Source organism: Amycolatopsis sp. lyj-346, from assembly GCF_046548975.1.
In the GTDB taxonomy this organism is placed as follows: domain Bacteria; phylum Actinomycetota; class Actinomycetes; order Mycobacteriales; family Pseudonocardiaceae; genus Amycolatopsis.
This window is the reverse complement of sequence record NZ_JAJPWT010000003.1, coordinates 293023-307923: the sequence shown is the minus strand read 5'-3', so window position 1 is coordinate 307923 and position 14901 is coordinate 293023. Positions and strand designations below refer to the sequence as shown.

Sequence of the window (14901 nt, the reverse complement as noted above, 5' to 3'; positions counted from 1 at the left end):
GGTACTGAGGTGGCGGTGGATCGCCGTGACCGCGGTCGCGGTCGCGGCCGTCACCGGGGCGCTGCTGTGGTTGTTCCTGGCCTGGTCCGGGCGGCCGGAGGCGCCGGTCCGGATCGACGCGGTCAAGACGGCGTTCGGCATCGGCGCCGGCGCGGGCGGCGTGTTCGCGCTGTGGCTGGCGACGCGCCGCCAGCGCACGCTGGAGCTGCAGCTGGCCGAGACGACCCGGCTCGCGGGCGTGACCGAGCGGGACCTCGAGGAGCGCCGGGTCACCGAGCTGTACACGAAGGCGATCGAGCAGGTCGGCAGCGACAAGGCGCCGGTGCGGCTCGGCGGGCTGTACGCGCTGGAGCGGCTCGGGCAGGACAACCCCAAGCAGCGCCAGACGATCGTCAACGTGTGGTGCGCGTACCTGCGGATGCCGTTCGACGGCCCGCAAGAAGGCATCCGCGGTGCCGACGCGGTGCGGCGCAAGGACGGGCCGCCCGGGTACGACGGGGCGGAGCTGCAGGTCCGGCTCGCCGTGCAAGAGCTGCTGCGGACGCATCTGCGCTGCGACGACCCCGCGTTCTGGCCGAGCATGTCGATCGACCTGCAACGCGCGGACCTGGTCGACTTCCGGTTCAGCGGCTGCGAAGTCCAGGCCGCGGACTTCAGCCACGCCCGGTTCGTGGGCGCGGTGCACATGCAGAAAACCACCTTCCACCAGCGGGTGGGTTTCTACGGCACGGAGTTCACCGCGCTGGCGAACTTCGACCGGTCGGATTTCGCCGGGGGTGCCTTCTTCTCCTGGGCACGGTTCCGCGGCGCCGCCCGCTTCGCACGGACGTCCTCGATCGGCGGCCTGCGGTTCCACCACGCGCGGTTCGAGGCCGAGGCGGTGTTCGAGCGCAGCAAGCACGAGTTCGACCTCGAAGACACCTCGTTCGCGAGGGAAGCCGATCGGCCGCGCAACAACTCCGGCGCTGTCGGCCACTGAGGGGTGTGACCAACCAAGCGACGGGGGCGCCGGTGGGTGACCGGGCACCGGATGACCGACCACCCGATGACCGACCACCCGATCGAACACTGTGGGACCGGGCAGCCGAGGGCGACGAAGCAGCTTTCAGCGAGCTCTTCGAACGCCATGCGGAGGCCGTCTGGAACCACGCCTACCGGCTGACCGGGTCGTGGAGCGCGGCCGAGGACCTCACCTCGAACACCTTCCTCACCGCCTGGCGCCGCCGCGCCGACGTGACGCTGGTGTGTGACAGCGCCCTGCCGTGGCTCTACACCGTCGCCGGCAACGCCGCCCGCGACGAGTACCGCGGCGCGCGGAGGCGGTTGCGGCTGCTGCGGAAGATGCCGGACGCGCCGGTCGTGTCCGACCACGCCGACGCCGTCGCCGACCGGCTCGACGGGGAGCAGCGGCTGCGCGAGGTCGTCGAGGCCGTCCGGACGCTGCCCAAGGCCCAGCGGGAGGTCGTCGAGCTGTGCCTGCTCGGCGACCTGAGCGCCGCCGACGCCGCGGCCCTGCTGGCCGTGGCCGAGGTCACCGTCCGCGCCCACCTGTCCCGGGCCCGCGCCCGGCTGCGCATATTGCTGGAGGAGAAATGAGCGACGACCTGGGCCTGCCGGCCCGGCGGATGCTGCCGGACGACGTCCGGGCGCGGTTGCGGGCCGAAGTCCGCCAGGGCCTCGTGAAACCACGGCGGACGAAGCACGTCTGGTACGCCGCCGCCGCGGCCGTCGTCGTGCTGGCCGCGGGAGCGGTCGTCGCGACGCAGGTGATCCGGCAGCCCGTGGCCGGTCCCGCGCCGGCACCGCCGCCGAGCCAGGACGTCCCCAACCAGCTCACCCTCGACGTGCCGGTGGCGACCTCGTCGCTGGACCGCTGCTGGGCCGCGGTGCGGGCGGCGGGCAAGGAGTACCGCGTGCCCCCACGCCAGGAGTGGATCCCGCTGTTCACGGAGGTGAGGCAGGCGGACGCGGTGGTCGCGGCCACCGCCGCCGGCAAGCCGATGTTCTGCGAGACCACCGAGACGACCGTGACGCTGTCGGACCCGGCGGCCACGCCCGCCTACGCACCGGGCACTCGCACGGGCCTGCTGCTGCACAGCACGACCGGGATGGTCGGCGGCATCCTCGCCCCGGACGGGTACGGGTTGTTCCTCGACTCCCGGACCGAGAGCGGCGAGAACCAGTCGCAGGCCATCTACTTCTCCCCGGTGACCCGGCAGTTCGTCCAGGTGACCGGGAGCGACCCGGCGCGGACGACGCTGACCATCGGCAGGCCGATGGAACCCGGCGCGAAGACGTTGCCCGCCGCGCCGCCGCCGCTGCTCGCGGTCGTCGACCGGCCGGTGACCGCCGACCGGACGTCACCCGCCGGGCTGGCGCTGGGCGACTGCCTGGCGGCGGCGGAGATGGAGGCGGTCCCCGACGCCGCGGCTTACGCGCCGGGGCCGCTGCTGAAGACGGACGACTACCGGGTGGTCCTCGGCCGCCACGGCGACCGGTTCGTGGTGTGCACGACCGAGCCCGACTACCGGCGACCGGGGAAGACGAAGTCGCGCGCCTTCGCCGACATCGCCGGCTCGCACACACCGCCGGTGCACACCTTGGGGGCCGACACCCTGGGCCATCCCCAAACGGGTGCTCCGGCGGGGAAGGCCCGCCGTCCGTTCGCCGCGGTGCTGCCCGCGACCGCGGCGAAGGCGACCATCGACTTCGGGATCGGGACGAGCGTCGAGGCCGGCGTCGTCGACGGCATGGTCGTCGCGTGGGCCCCGGCCGGCATCCCGGTCCTGCCGGAGACGACGGTCCACGTGACGGCGCGTGACGTGCGGGGCACGGTCGTCTACGACGGGACGTTGCCGCTGGTCTGAGGTCGCAGCCAGCCGGAGGCGTTCGCGCGCAGGGCCGCTTCGTAGGAGCCCGTGACGTCGAACTTCTCCGGCAGGTTGCCGGTCAGCTCCAGCGACACCAGGCCGTGCACGATGGCCCAGCAGCCGACCGCGACGGTTTCCGGTGGGACGTCGAGGAAGACGCCGTCGGCGATGGCGCGGCGGATGATCCGTTCCAGCGGCTTGAGCGTCTCGCGGGCGAGCTTCTCGGCGTCTTCGTTCGGCTCGAACCCGGGCACCGACTTGGTGAACATGATCCCGTAGAGGTGCGGGTCGGCCAGCGCGCTCGTGCGGTAGGCGCTGCCGAGCGCGACGAGGTCCTCGACGGCGTCGCCGGTCAGCGGCGTCCCGGCCATCCGGGCGCCGAAGCGGCGGAAGCCCTCGGTGTAGAGGGCGTTCACCAGGTCGGGTTTGCTGCCGAAGAGGGAGTACACGGCGGTGGTCGACGTCCCGGCGTCGGCGGCCAGCTTGCGCAGGGAAAGCGCCTTCGGCCCGTCGGCCGCGAGGAGCTCGCCGGCCCGGTCGAGCAGCTTGAGCCGGAGCGCTTCGTCGTGCGTACGGGGTCGCGCCATGCACCCAGCGTATCGGAACAGTGTTATGGATGACCAGCGGAAGGATTTGACCTGGAGTGCACTCCAGGTCGTACTGTCGGGCCCATGAGCTACTCGATAGCGGAAGCCGCGCGACGTAGCGGACTGTCCATCGACACTCTCCGGTACTACGAGCGCATCAAACTGCTCGACCCGCCCGCGCGGGACACCGCGGGCCGCCGGGCCTATTCCGACGACGACCTCAACTGGCTGGGCTTCCTGACCAAGCTGCGCACCACCGGGATGCCGATCAAGAGCATGCGCGAGTACGCGTCGCTGCGCCGTCACGGCGTCGCGAGCGCGGGCCGCCGCAAGGCCCTGCTGGTCGAGCAGCGCCGGTCGGTCGCCGAGCGGATCGCCGAGCTGCAGGGCTGTCTCGACATCCTCGACTACAAGATCGAAAACTACGCCCAGGTCGAGCGCAAGGTGCTCGGCGTGGAACCCGGTGTGGAGGAGATTTCCGCGTGAAGAACAGGAAGCTGGGCGGCCTGGAAGTCGGCGCCCAGGGGCTCGGCTGCATGGGGATGAGCCAGGCCTACGGCGTCCGCGACAACGACGACGAGTCGATCGCGACCATCCACCGCGCGCTCGAACTCGGCGTGACGCTGCTGGACACCGCGAACGTCTACGCCAACGGCGTCAACGAGGAGCTGGTCGGCCGCGCGATCGCCGGCCGCCGCGACGAGGTCGTGCTCGCGACGAAGTTCGGCATCGTGTGGACCGACGGCGCGATGGGTGCCCGCGGTGACGCCGCGTACGTGAAGCAGTCGTGCGACGAGTCGCTTCGCCGGCTCGGCGTCGACCACATCGACCTGTACTACCAGCACCGCGTCGACCCGGACACGCCGATCGAGGAGACCTGGGGTGCGCTGGCTTCGCTGGTGGAGGCCGGAAAGATCCGGTACGCCGGGATTTCCGAGGCGAGCGCGGCGACGATCCGGGCCGCGCACGCGGTGCACCCGGTGACGGCGCTGCAGAGCGAGTGGTCGCTGTGGACCCGGGGCATCGAGGGCGAGATCCTCGGCACGTGCCGCGAGCTCGGCATCGGGATCGTCCCGTTTTCGCCGCTGGGACGCGGTTTCCTGACGGGCGCGGTGACGTCGGTGCAGGACCTCCCCGAGGACGACCTGCGCCGCGGCCTGCCGCGCTTCGCCGAGGGCAACTTCGAGCGGAACATGGCGATCGTCGAGGCACTGCGCAAGCTGGCCGAGGAGAAGGGCGTCACGGCCGGTCAGCTGGCGCTGGCGTGGGTCCAGTCCCAGGGCGAGGACGTCGTCCCGATCCCGGGCACCAAGCGCCGCAAGTACCTCGAGGAGAACGTGGCGGCGGCTTCCCTGGAGCTGACCGCCGAAGACCTGGCCGCCATCGCGGCGGCCGCGCCCGCCGACGCGATCGCGGGAGAGCGCTACCCGGAGCGCCTCGCCCGCGCGGCAGGCAAGTAGCCCGAGCTTTCACGTGAAAGCTCCGCTCGGGAGGGGCACTTTCACGTGAAAGTGCCCTCTGAGGCTTTTCTGAGATCTTCGGAGCAGGCTCGGCGCCGATCATGTGGTCGGTGCCGAGCCTCAGGAGGTCGTCGTGGCGGAGGAAGTGCTCGATTGTCTGGTCGTCGGGGCCGGGCCCGCCGGGTTGCAGCTGGCGCAGTTCCTCGGCCGGGCCGGGCGCCGGTACCTGGTGCTGGAGGCCGGATCCGCGCCCGGGCACTTCTTCGAAACCTTCCCGCGGCACCGGACCCTCATCTCCATCAACAAGAAGCACACCGGGTACGCCGACCCGGAGCTGCGCCTGCGGATGGACTGGAACTCGATCCTCGCCGACGGCGACGACAACCCGCTGCTCTTCACGGACTACAGCGAAAAGCTCTTCCCGGACGCCGAAGACCTCCTCCGCTACCTCGCCGACTACGCGGCGAAGCACGAGCTCAACATCCGTTACGACACCCGGGTGACGCGCATCCGCCGCGAGCGGGAGATCTTCGTTCTCACCGCCGGTGACGAAGAATTCAGAACCCGACGGCTGGTCATGGCCACCGGTGTGACCAAGCCGTACCTCCCGGACTTCCCCGGTGTCGAGCTGATCGACCAGTACGTGGACGTCGACGTCGATCCGAAGGGCTTCACCGATCAGCGCGTTCTCGTGCTCGGCAAGGGGAACTCCGCCTTCGAGACCGCCGACAACCTGATCGAGCAGGCCGCCGTCGTGCACGTCGGCGGGCCGCGGCCGGTGAAGCTGGCCTGGCGCACGCATTTCGTCGGCCACCTGCGTGCCTACAACGCGGGCATCCTCGACATGTACCAGCTCAAGCTGCAGCACGCGATCCTCGACGGCGACGTGCGCGAAGTCCGCAAGGACGCCGACGGCTACCACGTCAAGTTCGCCTTCGCCCGCGCCGACGAAGTGATCAAGGAGATCCGGTACGACCGCGTGATCTGCTGCACGGGCTTCCGGTTCGACGCGGAGGTCTTCGACGAGGACTGCCGCCCGGCCCTCACCATCAACGACCGGTTCCCGGCGCAGACGCCGAACTGGGAGTCGGTCAACGTGCCCGGTCTCTACTTCGCCGGCACGATCACGCAGGTCCGCGACTTCAAGAAGGCCACCAGCGCCTTCATCCACGGCTTCCGCTACGGCGTCCGCGCGCTGGCGAAGGTGCTGGACGAGCGGTACCACGGCGTCCCGTGGCCGCACACCGAGCTGCCCGCCAAGCCGGACGCGCTGACCGGCGCGGTGATCACCCGGATCAACCGGACTTCCGCGCTGTACCAGCAGTTCGGCTTCCTCGGCGACGTCGTGGTCGTGGACGGCGACAGCGCCCGCTACCTCGAAGAGGTGCCGGTCGGCCGGGTGCTGGCCGACCCGCCGGACGACGCCTACGTCGTCACCCTCGACTACGGCCCGGACCACGACAAGGTCGACCCGTTCGACTTCGTCGCCCGTGCCGCCCAGGACAAGGCCAACGACCACGGCGAAGGCCACTACCTGCACCCGATCGTCCGGCACTACCGCCGCGGCGAGCTGGTCGCGACCCACCACGTCACCGAGAACCTCGAGAACGAGTGGGACAAAGAGGTGCACGTCGAGCCGCTGACCGCGTTCTTCACGCGGGAGCTCTGATGCGGACGGTCGCGGAGTTCGAAGCCGTGGCCCGCGAGCGCCTCGATCCGGCGCACTACGACTACTTCGCGGGCGGCGCGCAGGACGAGATCACCCTGCGGGAGAACGAAGAAGCGTACCAGCGGCTGCGGCTGGTGCCCCGGGTGCTGCGCGGCAGCGACAAGCGGGACCTGAGCATCGAGCTGCTCGGGACGCCGTCGTCGATGCCGATCCTCGTCGCGCCCACGGCGTTCCACCGGCTCGCGCACCCCGACGGCGAGCTCGCCACCGCGCGGGCGGCGGCGCGGGCGGGCACGATCATGATCGTCAGCATGGCCTCGACCACGGCGATCGAGGACATCGCCGCGGCGGCCCGCGAGGTCGCGCCGGATCCGGGCCTGTGGTTCCAGCTCTACCTGCAGCCGGACCTGGAGTTCACCGAGGCGATCGTGCGACGCGCCGAGGCGGCGGGCGTCAAGGCGTTCGTCGTCACCGTCGATTCGCCCGTGCTCGGCCGCCGCGACCGCGACGACCGCAACGCCTTCCACGACCTGCCGCCGGGCCTGGCCGTGGAGAACCTGCGCAACCTCGGCGAGAACCGCAGCGGCGGCAACGCCAGCCATTCCATCCATGCCCCCGCCACCACCCTCAACGGAGGCGCTTCGCGCCGCAGCCACGTTCGTGAGATCGTCATGTCGGCCGGGCTGAACTGGGACCACGTCGCCTGGCTGCGCTCGAAGACCAAGCTGCCCGTGCTGATCAAGGGCGTGCTCCACGCCGAAGACGCGCGGCTGGCCGTGCACCACGGCGTCGCCGGCATCGTCGTGTCCAACCACGGCGGCCGCCAGCTCGACACCGTACCCGCCACCATCGACGTGCTGCCCAGTGTTACAGCGGCGATCGGGGGAGCGCTGCCGGTGCTGCTGGACGGCGGGATCCGCCGCGGCACCGACATCGTCAAGGCACTGGCGCTCGGCGCGGACGCCGTCGGGATCGGGCGGCCGATCGTCTGGGGCCTGGCCGCGGGCGGCCGCGAAGGCGTCTCGGACGTGCTGGAACTGCTGCGGGCCGACTTCGACCAGGCACTCGCGCTGTGCGGCGGGCGGCTGCCGGCCGACCTCACCCCGGACCAGGTGCGGCGGTGATCGGCAAGGTGCTCACCTGGCTACCCGACCGCGTCGTCGCGCTGCGGATGAGGATCTTCGCGCTGGTCAACGGCCAGGACGTGGTGACGATCCCGGGTCCGCAGGTCGGCGTCGCCGACTTCAAGCGCGTCTACGCCGACCCGGCGGCGAACGGCCGCAGCCGCGGCGCCGCGCTGTCCGACCTGTTCTGGTACTGGCTGTCGCCGGGGCCCGAGGTGCACCAGGAACACCTCGAAGCCGGGCCGCGCTACGACGAGGTCGCCAAGTGCACCCGGCACATCCTGGTCCGGTCCAAAAAGGACTCCGAAGAGCTGACCCGGCGCGTCGCCCGCCACGTCCTCGACGGCGTCCGCCCCGGGCTCGTCCGGCTGCGCGACGAGATGTTGCCGATCTGGGCCGAGCTGTACTACGAGCTGGTGTTCGAGGAGCCGTGCCCGCCGGAAGCGCGTGACCTCATCGTGGCGCACGCGGACGACGTCGCCTCGGCGCTGAAGTGTGTGCGGCCGCGGAACATGCGCCGCCGGGCGCGGCTGACGGAGTACCTCAGGCAGCGCCTCGCCGACGTCCCGCACCCGCTTCCGGAGTCCCTCACACCGGCGGAGCAGGTCTACTACCTGCAGGGCACGTTCTTCACCACGGCCGTCGTGCAGATGTCGGAGGCGATGGCGCACCTGCTGATGATCATCGCGCGGGACGCCGGCCTCCAGCAGCGGCTCGCCGACCACCCGGAGGACATCGACCGCGTCATCGACGACGGGTTGCGTGCGTATCCGTTGTTCGGCATCGCGCACCGGATCTCCACCGCCGACATCGAGCTGGACGACCTCACCATCCCGGCCGGGACGGTGCTGTGCTTCAGCTACCCCGACTTCGCCGCACAGTCCACAAGGGACGAGTTCATCCCCTTCGGCGTCACGCAGAACCGCGCTTGCCCGGCGCGCGGGCTCGCGCCGCCGACGATGCGGGTCGTGACGGGGGAAGTGCTGCGCCGCTTCAGCCTCGCCTCGACGGCCGCCCACACGCGCTCGATCCCCAACCGCGGCCCGGCGCTGCTCACCCCCCGCGGCGCCCGCCCTCGGCGCGCGCCCCTGGGGTGGCTCGCGGTCCGCGACCGCTGGGAAGACGTCTGGCGCAGCTTCGCCCAGCTCGTGTTCGGCACGTACATGGTCCTCGACGCCCGTCACCAAGCCCTGTGCTCCACCTACTTCGCCGGAGGCAACCGATGAGCCCGTCCGAAGCGGCACCGGTCTTCTTCCTCGCCGTCGTGGTGATCCTCGTGGTGGTCCGGCTGGTCTGCCTGGCCGCGGTCAAGCTCGGCCAGCCGCCGGTGGTCGGGGAGATGATCGCCGGCGTCCTGCTCGGCCCGTCCCTGTTCGGGCTGCTGCTGCCGGACGTGCAGGCGGCGCTGTTCCCGGACGGCATCCGCTCGCTGCTCTACGTCGGCGGCCAGATCGGCCTGGTCATCTACATGTTCGGCGCCGGCTACGAGTTCAACCTGAGGAGCATCGCCCAGTCGCGGAAGTCGGTCGCGGCCATCTCCTCGGCCGGCACGCTGGTGCCGCTGGCGCTCGGCATCGGGATCGCGGTCCTCGGCACGTCGTGGGTCGACATCGGCAAGGACGGCGTTTCGCTGGTCACCTCGGCGGCGTTCGTCGGGGTGGCGGTGGCGATCACGGCGTTCCCGATGATGGTCCGGATCATCACCGAACGCGGGATCGCGGGGACGCGGTTCGGCTCGCTGGCGCTGGCCTGCGGCGCGCTCGACGACGTGCTCGCGTGGCTGCTGCTGGCGGTGGTGCTGGGCATGCACGCGGGGTCGGCCGGGCCGGTCGCGCTGGCGCTCGGCGGCGGGCTGCTGTTCGCGCTGCTGGTGTTCATCGTCGGCCGTCGCCTGCTGAACCGGATGATGGGCAGCGGCCGGGTGACCGTCGACCAGCGTGTGCTCGTCACCGCGATGACGTTGTTCGCGGCCGCCTGGTTCACCGACATCATCGGGCTGTACGCGGTGTTCGGCGCGTTCACCGTCGGCGTGGCCTTCCCGCGCGGGGAAGCGTCCGACGCGGTGATCGCGAAGATCATGCCGATCGGCCGCATCGTGTTCGTCCCGCTGTTCTTCACCTATTCCGGCCTCAACACCCGGTTCGCGCTGCTCGCCGACCCGAAGCTGCTCGCGTTCGCGCTGGTCACGGTGGTCGTCGCGATCATCGGCAAGCTGGGCGCGTCCTGGGGTGCGGCCCGGCTGGCGGGAGAGCCGCCGGAGATCGCGTCCCGCGTCGGCGTGCTCGTCAACGCGCGCGGCCTGATGCAGCTGATCGCGCTCAACATCGGGCTGGCCGCCGGGATCGTCTCGCCGGCGTTGTTCACGGTGCTGGTGCTCGTCGCGTTGGTCACCACGATCATGACCGCGCCCGTCCTCGGCTGGCTCGACCGGCGCGATGCCCGCAAGGGGAGCACCGACGTACTCCTGACGGCCGAACCCGTGCCGGTGACCGGGAAAAGTTGATTCTTCAGGTTCGGAAATAACTGTCAAGATGGATCCGTGCGCGATGCGGTGGCAAAACCGAGAGTGCTGCTGGTCGAAGACGACCGGGAACTGGCGGGCATGCTGGGAGAGCTGCTCGCGGACGAAGGCTACGAGACGGAGGCGGCGCACGACGGCCAGCGCGGCCTGCACCTGGGGCTCACCGGACGCTATGACGTGATGGTCATCGACCGCCGCCTCCCGGTGCTCGACGGGCTGGAGCTGCTTCGGCGGCTTCGGGCCCGCGGGGTGACCACGCGGGTCCTGGTGCTTTCGGCGCTGGGGGAGGTGGCCGACCGCGTGGCGGGCCTCGACGCCGGCGCGGACGACTACCTCGTCAAGCCGTTCGAGGCCGAGGAACTGCTCGCGCGGCTGCGTGCGCTGGGCCGCCGCGACCTCGACGGCGCCGAATGCCTGCCACTCGGCACGGCGGCCCTCGACCTGCAGCGCCACGAGGTCGTGCTGCCGCGCGGCGAGCGGATCACGTTGTCCGGGCGGGAGTTCGAGCTGCTGCGGACGCTGGCCCAGCGGCCCAAGGCGATCCACCCGCGGGCGGCGCTGCGCACGCGCGTGTTCGCCGACTCCACCGGCGAGTCCATAGTGGACACTTACGTGTACTACCTGCGGCGCAAGCTCGGCCGGGACGCCGTGCGGACCGTGCACGGCCTGGGGTACCAGATCGGCGTGGTATGAGTCCCGATCCCGAGGAGCGGGTCCTGCGGCGGGCGCGGTGGGTGATCACCGCGCAGATCGCCGTGGTGGTGTCGCTGCTCGTGGCCGTCGCGGGCGCGATCGCGTACGGGATCCTGCTGTCCGGCCAGCACGCCGACGCGGACCGGCTGCTGGCCAGGACGATCCAGCTCGGTCCCGCCACGACCCCGCCCGGCTGCGTCTGGCTGTTCACGCCGGGGGCGCACGCACCTTCGGGACCGCCGCCGCCGGGGATGCCGATCCCCGGGCTGGACGCGCTCGTGCCGTCGCCCGGCGACGTCCACACCGAACGGCGGCCGATCGGCGGGATGACGCACACGATCCGCGTCGAGAACCGCGGCGGCGTCGTCTCGCAGGCGTTCTTCGAGGAGCGGTACCACATCCAGGACCGCTCGACGCTGGTGTTCGGGCTCGGCGTCGCCGAGGTGCTCGCGCTGCTGGCGGCCCTGGGGTGCGGGCGGGTGCTGGCCCGCCGGGCGATCCGGCCGCTGGAGGACGCCCTGCGGCGGCAGCGGACGTTCGTCGCGGACGCGTCCCACGAACTGCGGGCCCCGCTGACCCGGCTGCACACGCGCGCGCAGCTGCTGGCCCGGCGGGCGTCCGGCCGCGACGCGGCCGAGCTCGGCCAGCTGGTGCGCGGCACGCGGGAACTCGGCGAGGTCGTCGAGGACCTGCTGCTGTCCGCGCAGGCGTGCGGCGAACGGCCGTCGCTGGAACTGGTCGAGCTGGGCGTGCTCGCCGAGGAGGCGGTCGCGGCGGAAGCGGTGCGCGCGGAGGAGAAGCAGGTCCGCCTGGCGGTGACGCGCGAGCGGCGGCCGTACGTCGTCCAGGGCGTGCCGACGGCGTTGCGCCGCGTGCTGTCGGCGTTGCTGGACAACGCGCTCGGCCACACGCCGCCGGGCGGCTCGATCGAGGTGTGGCTCGGCGTCCCCGACGAGCGGCACGTGGAGCTGCGGGTCCGTGACACGGGCGCAGGCTTCCCCCAGGCCGACGCGGACCGCATCTTCGAGCGCTTCGCCCGCGGCTCCGACGGCGACGGCCGCCGCTTCGGCATCGGCCTCGCCCTGGTCCGCGAAGTGGTGACGGGCCACGGCGGCACGATCGCGGCCGCGGCCCGCCCCGGAGCCGGAGCCACCTTCACCCTCCGCCTCCTCCGCGCCGACCCCTCGTGATCAGAGCCGGAACTCGCGTGACTGGGCCCGGATCCCGCGTGATTGAAGCCGGAACTCGCGAGATCCGGCTCCAATCACGCGAGTCACGGCTCCAATCACGCGAGTTCCGGCCTTGATCACGTGAGTTTCGGGAGGGCGAAGCGGATTCGGCGGGCCAGGGGTGGGTCGAGGGCGGTGCAGGCGGCTTCGATTTCGGCCGCCAGTGCCGGGGGTGGGGTGGTGTAGGTGGTGGCCGAGTGCTGGAGCCAGGCGTGGATGTCCTGGTGGGCGTCGGCGGCCAGGTCCGGGTCCGGCAGCAGGGCGAGGTCCGTGTGCAGGCGCAGCCAGGTGTCGCGGTCGCGGAGGAGGGCCGCGGCCGCCCGGCGGGTGTGGACCGGGCGGGCCGGGGCCAGCAGGGCCCGCAACGTGGGGACGCCGACGAGCGGGGGCTTGCCCCGCAGGAACGTCACCACCTGGCGGGTCACCGACGGCGACGGGTCCGTCAGCAGCGGCCGCACCGCCGCCGACTCCGGCGCGATCCGGCGCAGCCCGCGGACCGCCGCCCGGCGGATCCGGGGCCGGCCGTCCGCCAGCTGCCGCTCCAGGAACGCGGTGTCGGCGGCGGTCCCCGTTTCGCCGAGCCCGGCGACCGCGCCGAACGACACCGGCATCGCGCGGTAGTGCGCCGCCGGGTCGTCGCCCGCTTTCCGCACCAGAGCCTGCGCCATCGACCGGACCGCCGACGAACGGTCGGCCAGGCAGGCCACGGCGGCGTCGGCGCCGAGCAGCGTCAACGCCCGCATCCGGACCTTCGGCGCCCCGGCCGCCAGCAGCTCCTCGACGCACTCGCCGCGGTCGAGCAGCGCGTTGCCGCAGGTTGCGCGCACCACGAAGTCGGGGTCCCGCACCGCGATGGCCAGCAGCCGCTCGCGCGACAGGAGCCCGATCGCCTCCGCGTGGACCCACCGGCGGGTTTCCCGGTCCTGAAGGGCCAACGCGTCGTCGACGAACCGGGGCGTCAGCGCCCGCCGGAACAGCGTGGTCATCCAGTCGTCGACGGCGCGCCGGCGCAGCACGCCGATCAGCGGCAGCGCCGCCCGGAACGCGGGTTCGTCCAGTTTGGACAGAACAGCCCGCCGGGCGCGCTCCCGGATCGGCCGCACCCAGTCGACGCACCGGATCAGCAGCAGCGGCAGCGCTTCCGGGCCGGTGGCGGCGCCCAGCCGTTCGACGGCGATCTCCCGGATGCGCCCGTTGCCGTGGCACGCGGCTTCGGCCAGCACCTCCCGCGACGGGTTCCGGCCGAGGTCACGCGCCTCGTGGCCGGGGAAGCGGGACCACAGCTGGTTGCTCCACCACGCGTTGCGGACTTCGACGTCGAACTCCGCCCACCGCCGGACGTCACCGGCGGCGAACGTGTCGAGATCGGGCACTCCTGTTTCGAACACCGGCCTCCCCTCCCGCCGCCCAGGATGCCCGGGCGCCGGAGGGGAGTCGAACCGATTACGCCAGCAGCGCGCGCACCGCGGCGGGGGCGTCCGCGATCGCGACCGGGTTCTGCTCGCGCGTCGCCAGGCTCCGGACCGTCACGTTGCCGGCGGCCCAGTCCTCCTGGCCGACGATCACCACCGCGACCGCGCCCGCCTTGTCCGCGCGGGTCAGCTCCTTGCCCAGCTTGCGGTGCTCGATCGGCGTCGACGTCCGCAGCCCGGCCTGACGCAGCGAGCCCGCCACCGAACGGGCCGCGTCCGCGAGGTCCTCGGTCACCGGGATCACCATGACGTCGACCTCGCTGCGCGGGGCCGGGGTCAGGCCGTGGGTGTCGAGGAAGTCGATCAGCGTCACGTCGCCCATGCCGAACCCGATGCCCGGGATCTGCTGCGGCGTGAACATCGACGCCAGGTCGCTGTAGCGGCCGCCGCCGAAGAGGGCGCGGCGGTTCTCCGGCGAGGTGTCGAAGACCTCGAACACGGTCGACGTGTAGTACGCCAGCCCGCGCACGATGATCGGCTCGTACTTCACCAGGCTGCCCGCGCTGCTTTCGAGCACGCGCACCAGGTTCGACTGCTCCCGCACCGCGGCCGGCAGCTCGTCGAGCAGCGCTTCGCCCGCGTCGAGCGTCTCGGCGAGCTTCTCGAACTGCTTGTCCGAGAGCCCGATCTCCCCGGCGCTCTCGGCCAGCTTCTCGCGCGGGTACTTCTCCCAGCGGTCGACCAGCGCGAACACCTGGGACAGGTGGTCCGCCGACACCCCCGCGACGTCGGTCAGCGCCGACGTCAGCAGGTTCCGGTCGTTGACGCGCAGCACGAACATGTCCGGCGTCGCGCCCAGCGCGGCCATCATGTCGTGCACCAGCTCGAAGATCTCGATCTCGCAGTTGGCGCTGTCCGACCCGAAGATGTCGGCGTTGATCTGCCAGTGCTCGCGCACGCGGCCGCGCTGCGGCGCCTCGTAGCGGTGGCAGTTCGGGTGGCTGTACCAGCGGACCGGGAACGACAGCGACTTCGCGCTGCCGGCGATCATCCGCGCCACCGACGGCGTCATCTCCGGCCGCAGCGCCAGCCGCCGCCCGCCCTTGTCGGTGAGCGTGTACAGCTGCTTGTCCGCGATCTCCTGGCCGGACTTCCGCTCGTAGATCTCGGCCGATTCGAGGATCGGGCCGTCGTAGCGGAGGAAACCGCGGCGTTCCAGGACGTCGTAGAGATGACCGAACACCTGGGTACGCACGGACATTTCGGCGGGCAGGAAGTCCCGGGTCCCCTTGTAGGGCGCGGTCGGCAGGTATTCAGGCACGTCGTCAGCTTAACG

General features: G+C 71.7%; 14 protein-coding genes. 11 read left to right on the top strand and 3 right to left on the bottom strand.

The features are described from left to right. Positions 1 to 25: 25 nt before the first annotated feature. Genes ACLJQE_RS13120 through ACLJQE_RS13110 form a run of 3 tightly spaced genes read left to right on the top strand, consistent with a single transcriptional unit; the run spans position 26 to position 2867 of the window. Positions 26 to 979, top strand: coding sequence for a pentapeptide repeat-containing protein (locus tag ACLJQE_RS13120; protein ID WP_410639463.1), 954 nt, complete (start codon positions 26 to 28; stop codon positions 977 to 979). Between the two features lie 32 nt (positions 980 to 1011). Continuing rightward, positions 1012 to 1596, top strand: coding sequence for an RNA polymerase sigma factor (locus tag ACLJQE_RS13115; RefSeq protein ID WP_410639462.1), 585 nt, complete (start codon positions 1012 to 1014; stop codon positions 1594 to 1596). Beyond that, on the top strand, positions 1593 to 2867 hold the full coding sequence (locus ACLJQE_RS13110) for a hypothetical protein (protein ID WP_410639461.1): 1275 nt from the start codon (positions 1593 to 1595) through the stop codon (positions 2865 to 2867). Before ACLJQE_RS13115 ends, ACLJQE_RS13110 begins: the two co-directional genes overlap by 4 nt. On the opposite strand, the gene ACLJQE_RS13105 is transcribed toward ACLJQE_RS13110, so the two are convergent. After that, a complete protein-coding gene (locus ACLJQE_RS13105) occupies positions 2840 to 3457 on the bottom strand; it encodes a TetR/AcrR family transcriptional regulator (protein ID WP_410639460.1) in 618 nt (205 codons plus the stop codon). The two genes, ACLJQE_RS13110 and ACLJQE_RS13105, sit on opposite strands and share 28 nt — an antisense overlap. A gap of 84 nt (positions 3458 to 3541) precedes the next feature. Between ACLJQE_RS13105 and ACLJQE_RS13100 the strand changes: the two genes are divergently transcribed. The 8 genes from ACLJQE_RS13100 to ACLJQE_RS13065 all read left to right on the top strand — a co-directional run bounded on the left by ACLJQE_RS13100 (position 3542) and on the right by ACLJQE_RS13065 (position 12114). Further along, positions 3542 to 3943 (top strand): MerR family transcriptional regulator, encoded by a 402-nt coding sequence (locus tag ACLJQE_RS13100; RefSeq protein ID WP_410639459.1) that lies wholly within the window; start codon positions 3542 to 3544, stop codon positions 3941 to 3943. Between the two features lie 50 nt (positions 3944 to 3993). After that, the gene (locus tag ACLJQE_RS13095; RefSeq protein ID WP_410639789.1) at positions 3994 to 4917 is read left to right on the top strand and encodes an aldo/keto reductase; all 924 of its coding nucleotides are present in this window, start codon (positions 3994 to 3996) and stop codon (positions 4915 to 4917) included. A 133-nt stretch (positions 4918 to 5050) separates the two neighbouring features. Continuing rightward, complete coding sequence (locus tag ACLJQE_RS13090) at positions 5051 to 6586, top strand: NAD(P)-binding domain-containing protein (RefSeq protein ID WP_410639458.1); 1536 nt, start codon at positions 5051 to 5053, stop codon at positions 6584 to 6586. Next, positions 6586 to 7710, top strand: a complete 1125-nt coding sequence (locus ACLJQE_RS13085) for an alpha-hydroxy acid oxidase (RefSeq protein ID WP_410639457.1) — start codon at positions 6586 to 6588, stop codon at positions 7708 to 7710. The genes ACLJQE_RS13090 and ACLJQE_RS13085 overlap by 1 nt, the downstream gene beginning before the upstream one ends. Further along, positions 7707 to 8936, top strand: coding sequence for a cytochrome P450 (locus ACLJQE_RS13080; protein WP_410639456.1), 1230 nt, complete (start codon positions 7707 to 7709; stop codon positions 8934 to 8936). The genes ACLJQE_RS13085 and ACLJQE_RS13080 overlap by 4 nt, the downstream gene beginning before the upstream one ends. Next, positions 8933 to 10213, top strand: coding sequence for a cation:proton antiporter (locus ACLJQE_RS13075; protein WP_410639455.1), 1281 nt, complete (start codon positions 8933 to 8935; stop codon positions 10211 to 10213). The genes ACLJQE_RS13080 and ACLJQE_RS13075 overlap by 4 nt, the downstream gene beginning before the upstream one ends. A gap of 63 nt (positions 10214 to 10276) precedes the next feature. Beyond that, on the top strand, positions 10277 to 10924 hold the full coding sequence (locus ACLJQE_RS13070) for a response regulator transcription factor (RefSeq protein WP_410639788.1): 648 nt from the start codon (positions 10277 to 10279) through the stop codon (positions 10922 to 10924). Next, the gene (locus ACLJQE_RS13065) at positions 10921 to 12114 is read left to right on the top strand and encodes a sensor histidine kinase (protein ID WP_410639454.1); all 1194 of its coding nucleotides are present in this window, start codon (positions 10921 to 10923) and stop codon (positions 12112 to 12114) included. The genes ACLJQE_RS13070 and ACLJQE_RS13065 overlap by 4 nt, the downstream gene beginning before the upstream one ends. Before the next feature lie 116 nt (positions 12115 to 12230). On the opposite strand, the gene ACLJQE_RS13060 is transcribed toward ACLJQE_RS13065, so the two are convergent. Then, positions 12231 to 13541, bottom strand: a complete 1311-nt coding sequence (locus ACLJQE_RS13060) for a hypothetical protein (RefSeq protein WP_410639453.1) — start codon at positions 13539 to 13541, stop codon at positions 12231 to 12233. A 55-nt stretch (positions 13542 to 13596) separates the two neighbouring features. Continuing rightward, positions 13597 to 14886, bottom strand: a complete 1290-nt coding sequence (gene hisS / locus ACLJQE_RS13055; protein WP_410639452.1) for a histidine--tRNA ligase — start codon at positions 14884 to 14886, stop codon at positions 13597 to 13599. Between the last annotated feature and the right edge of the window lie 15 nt (positions 14887 to 14901).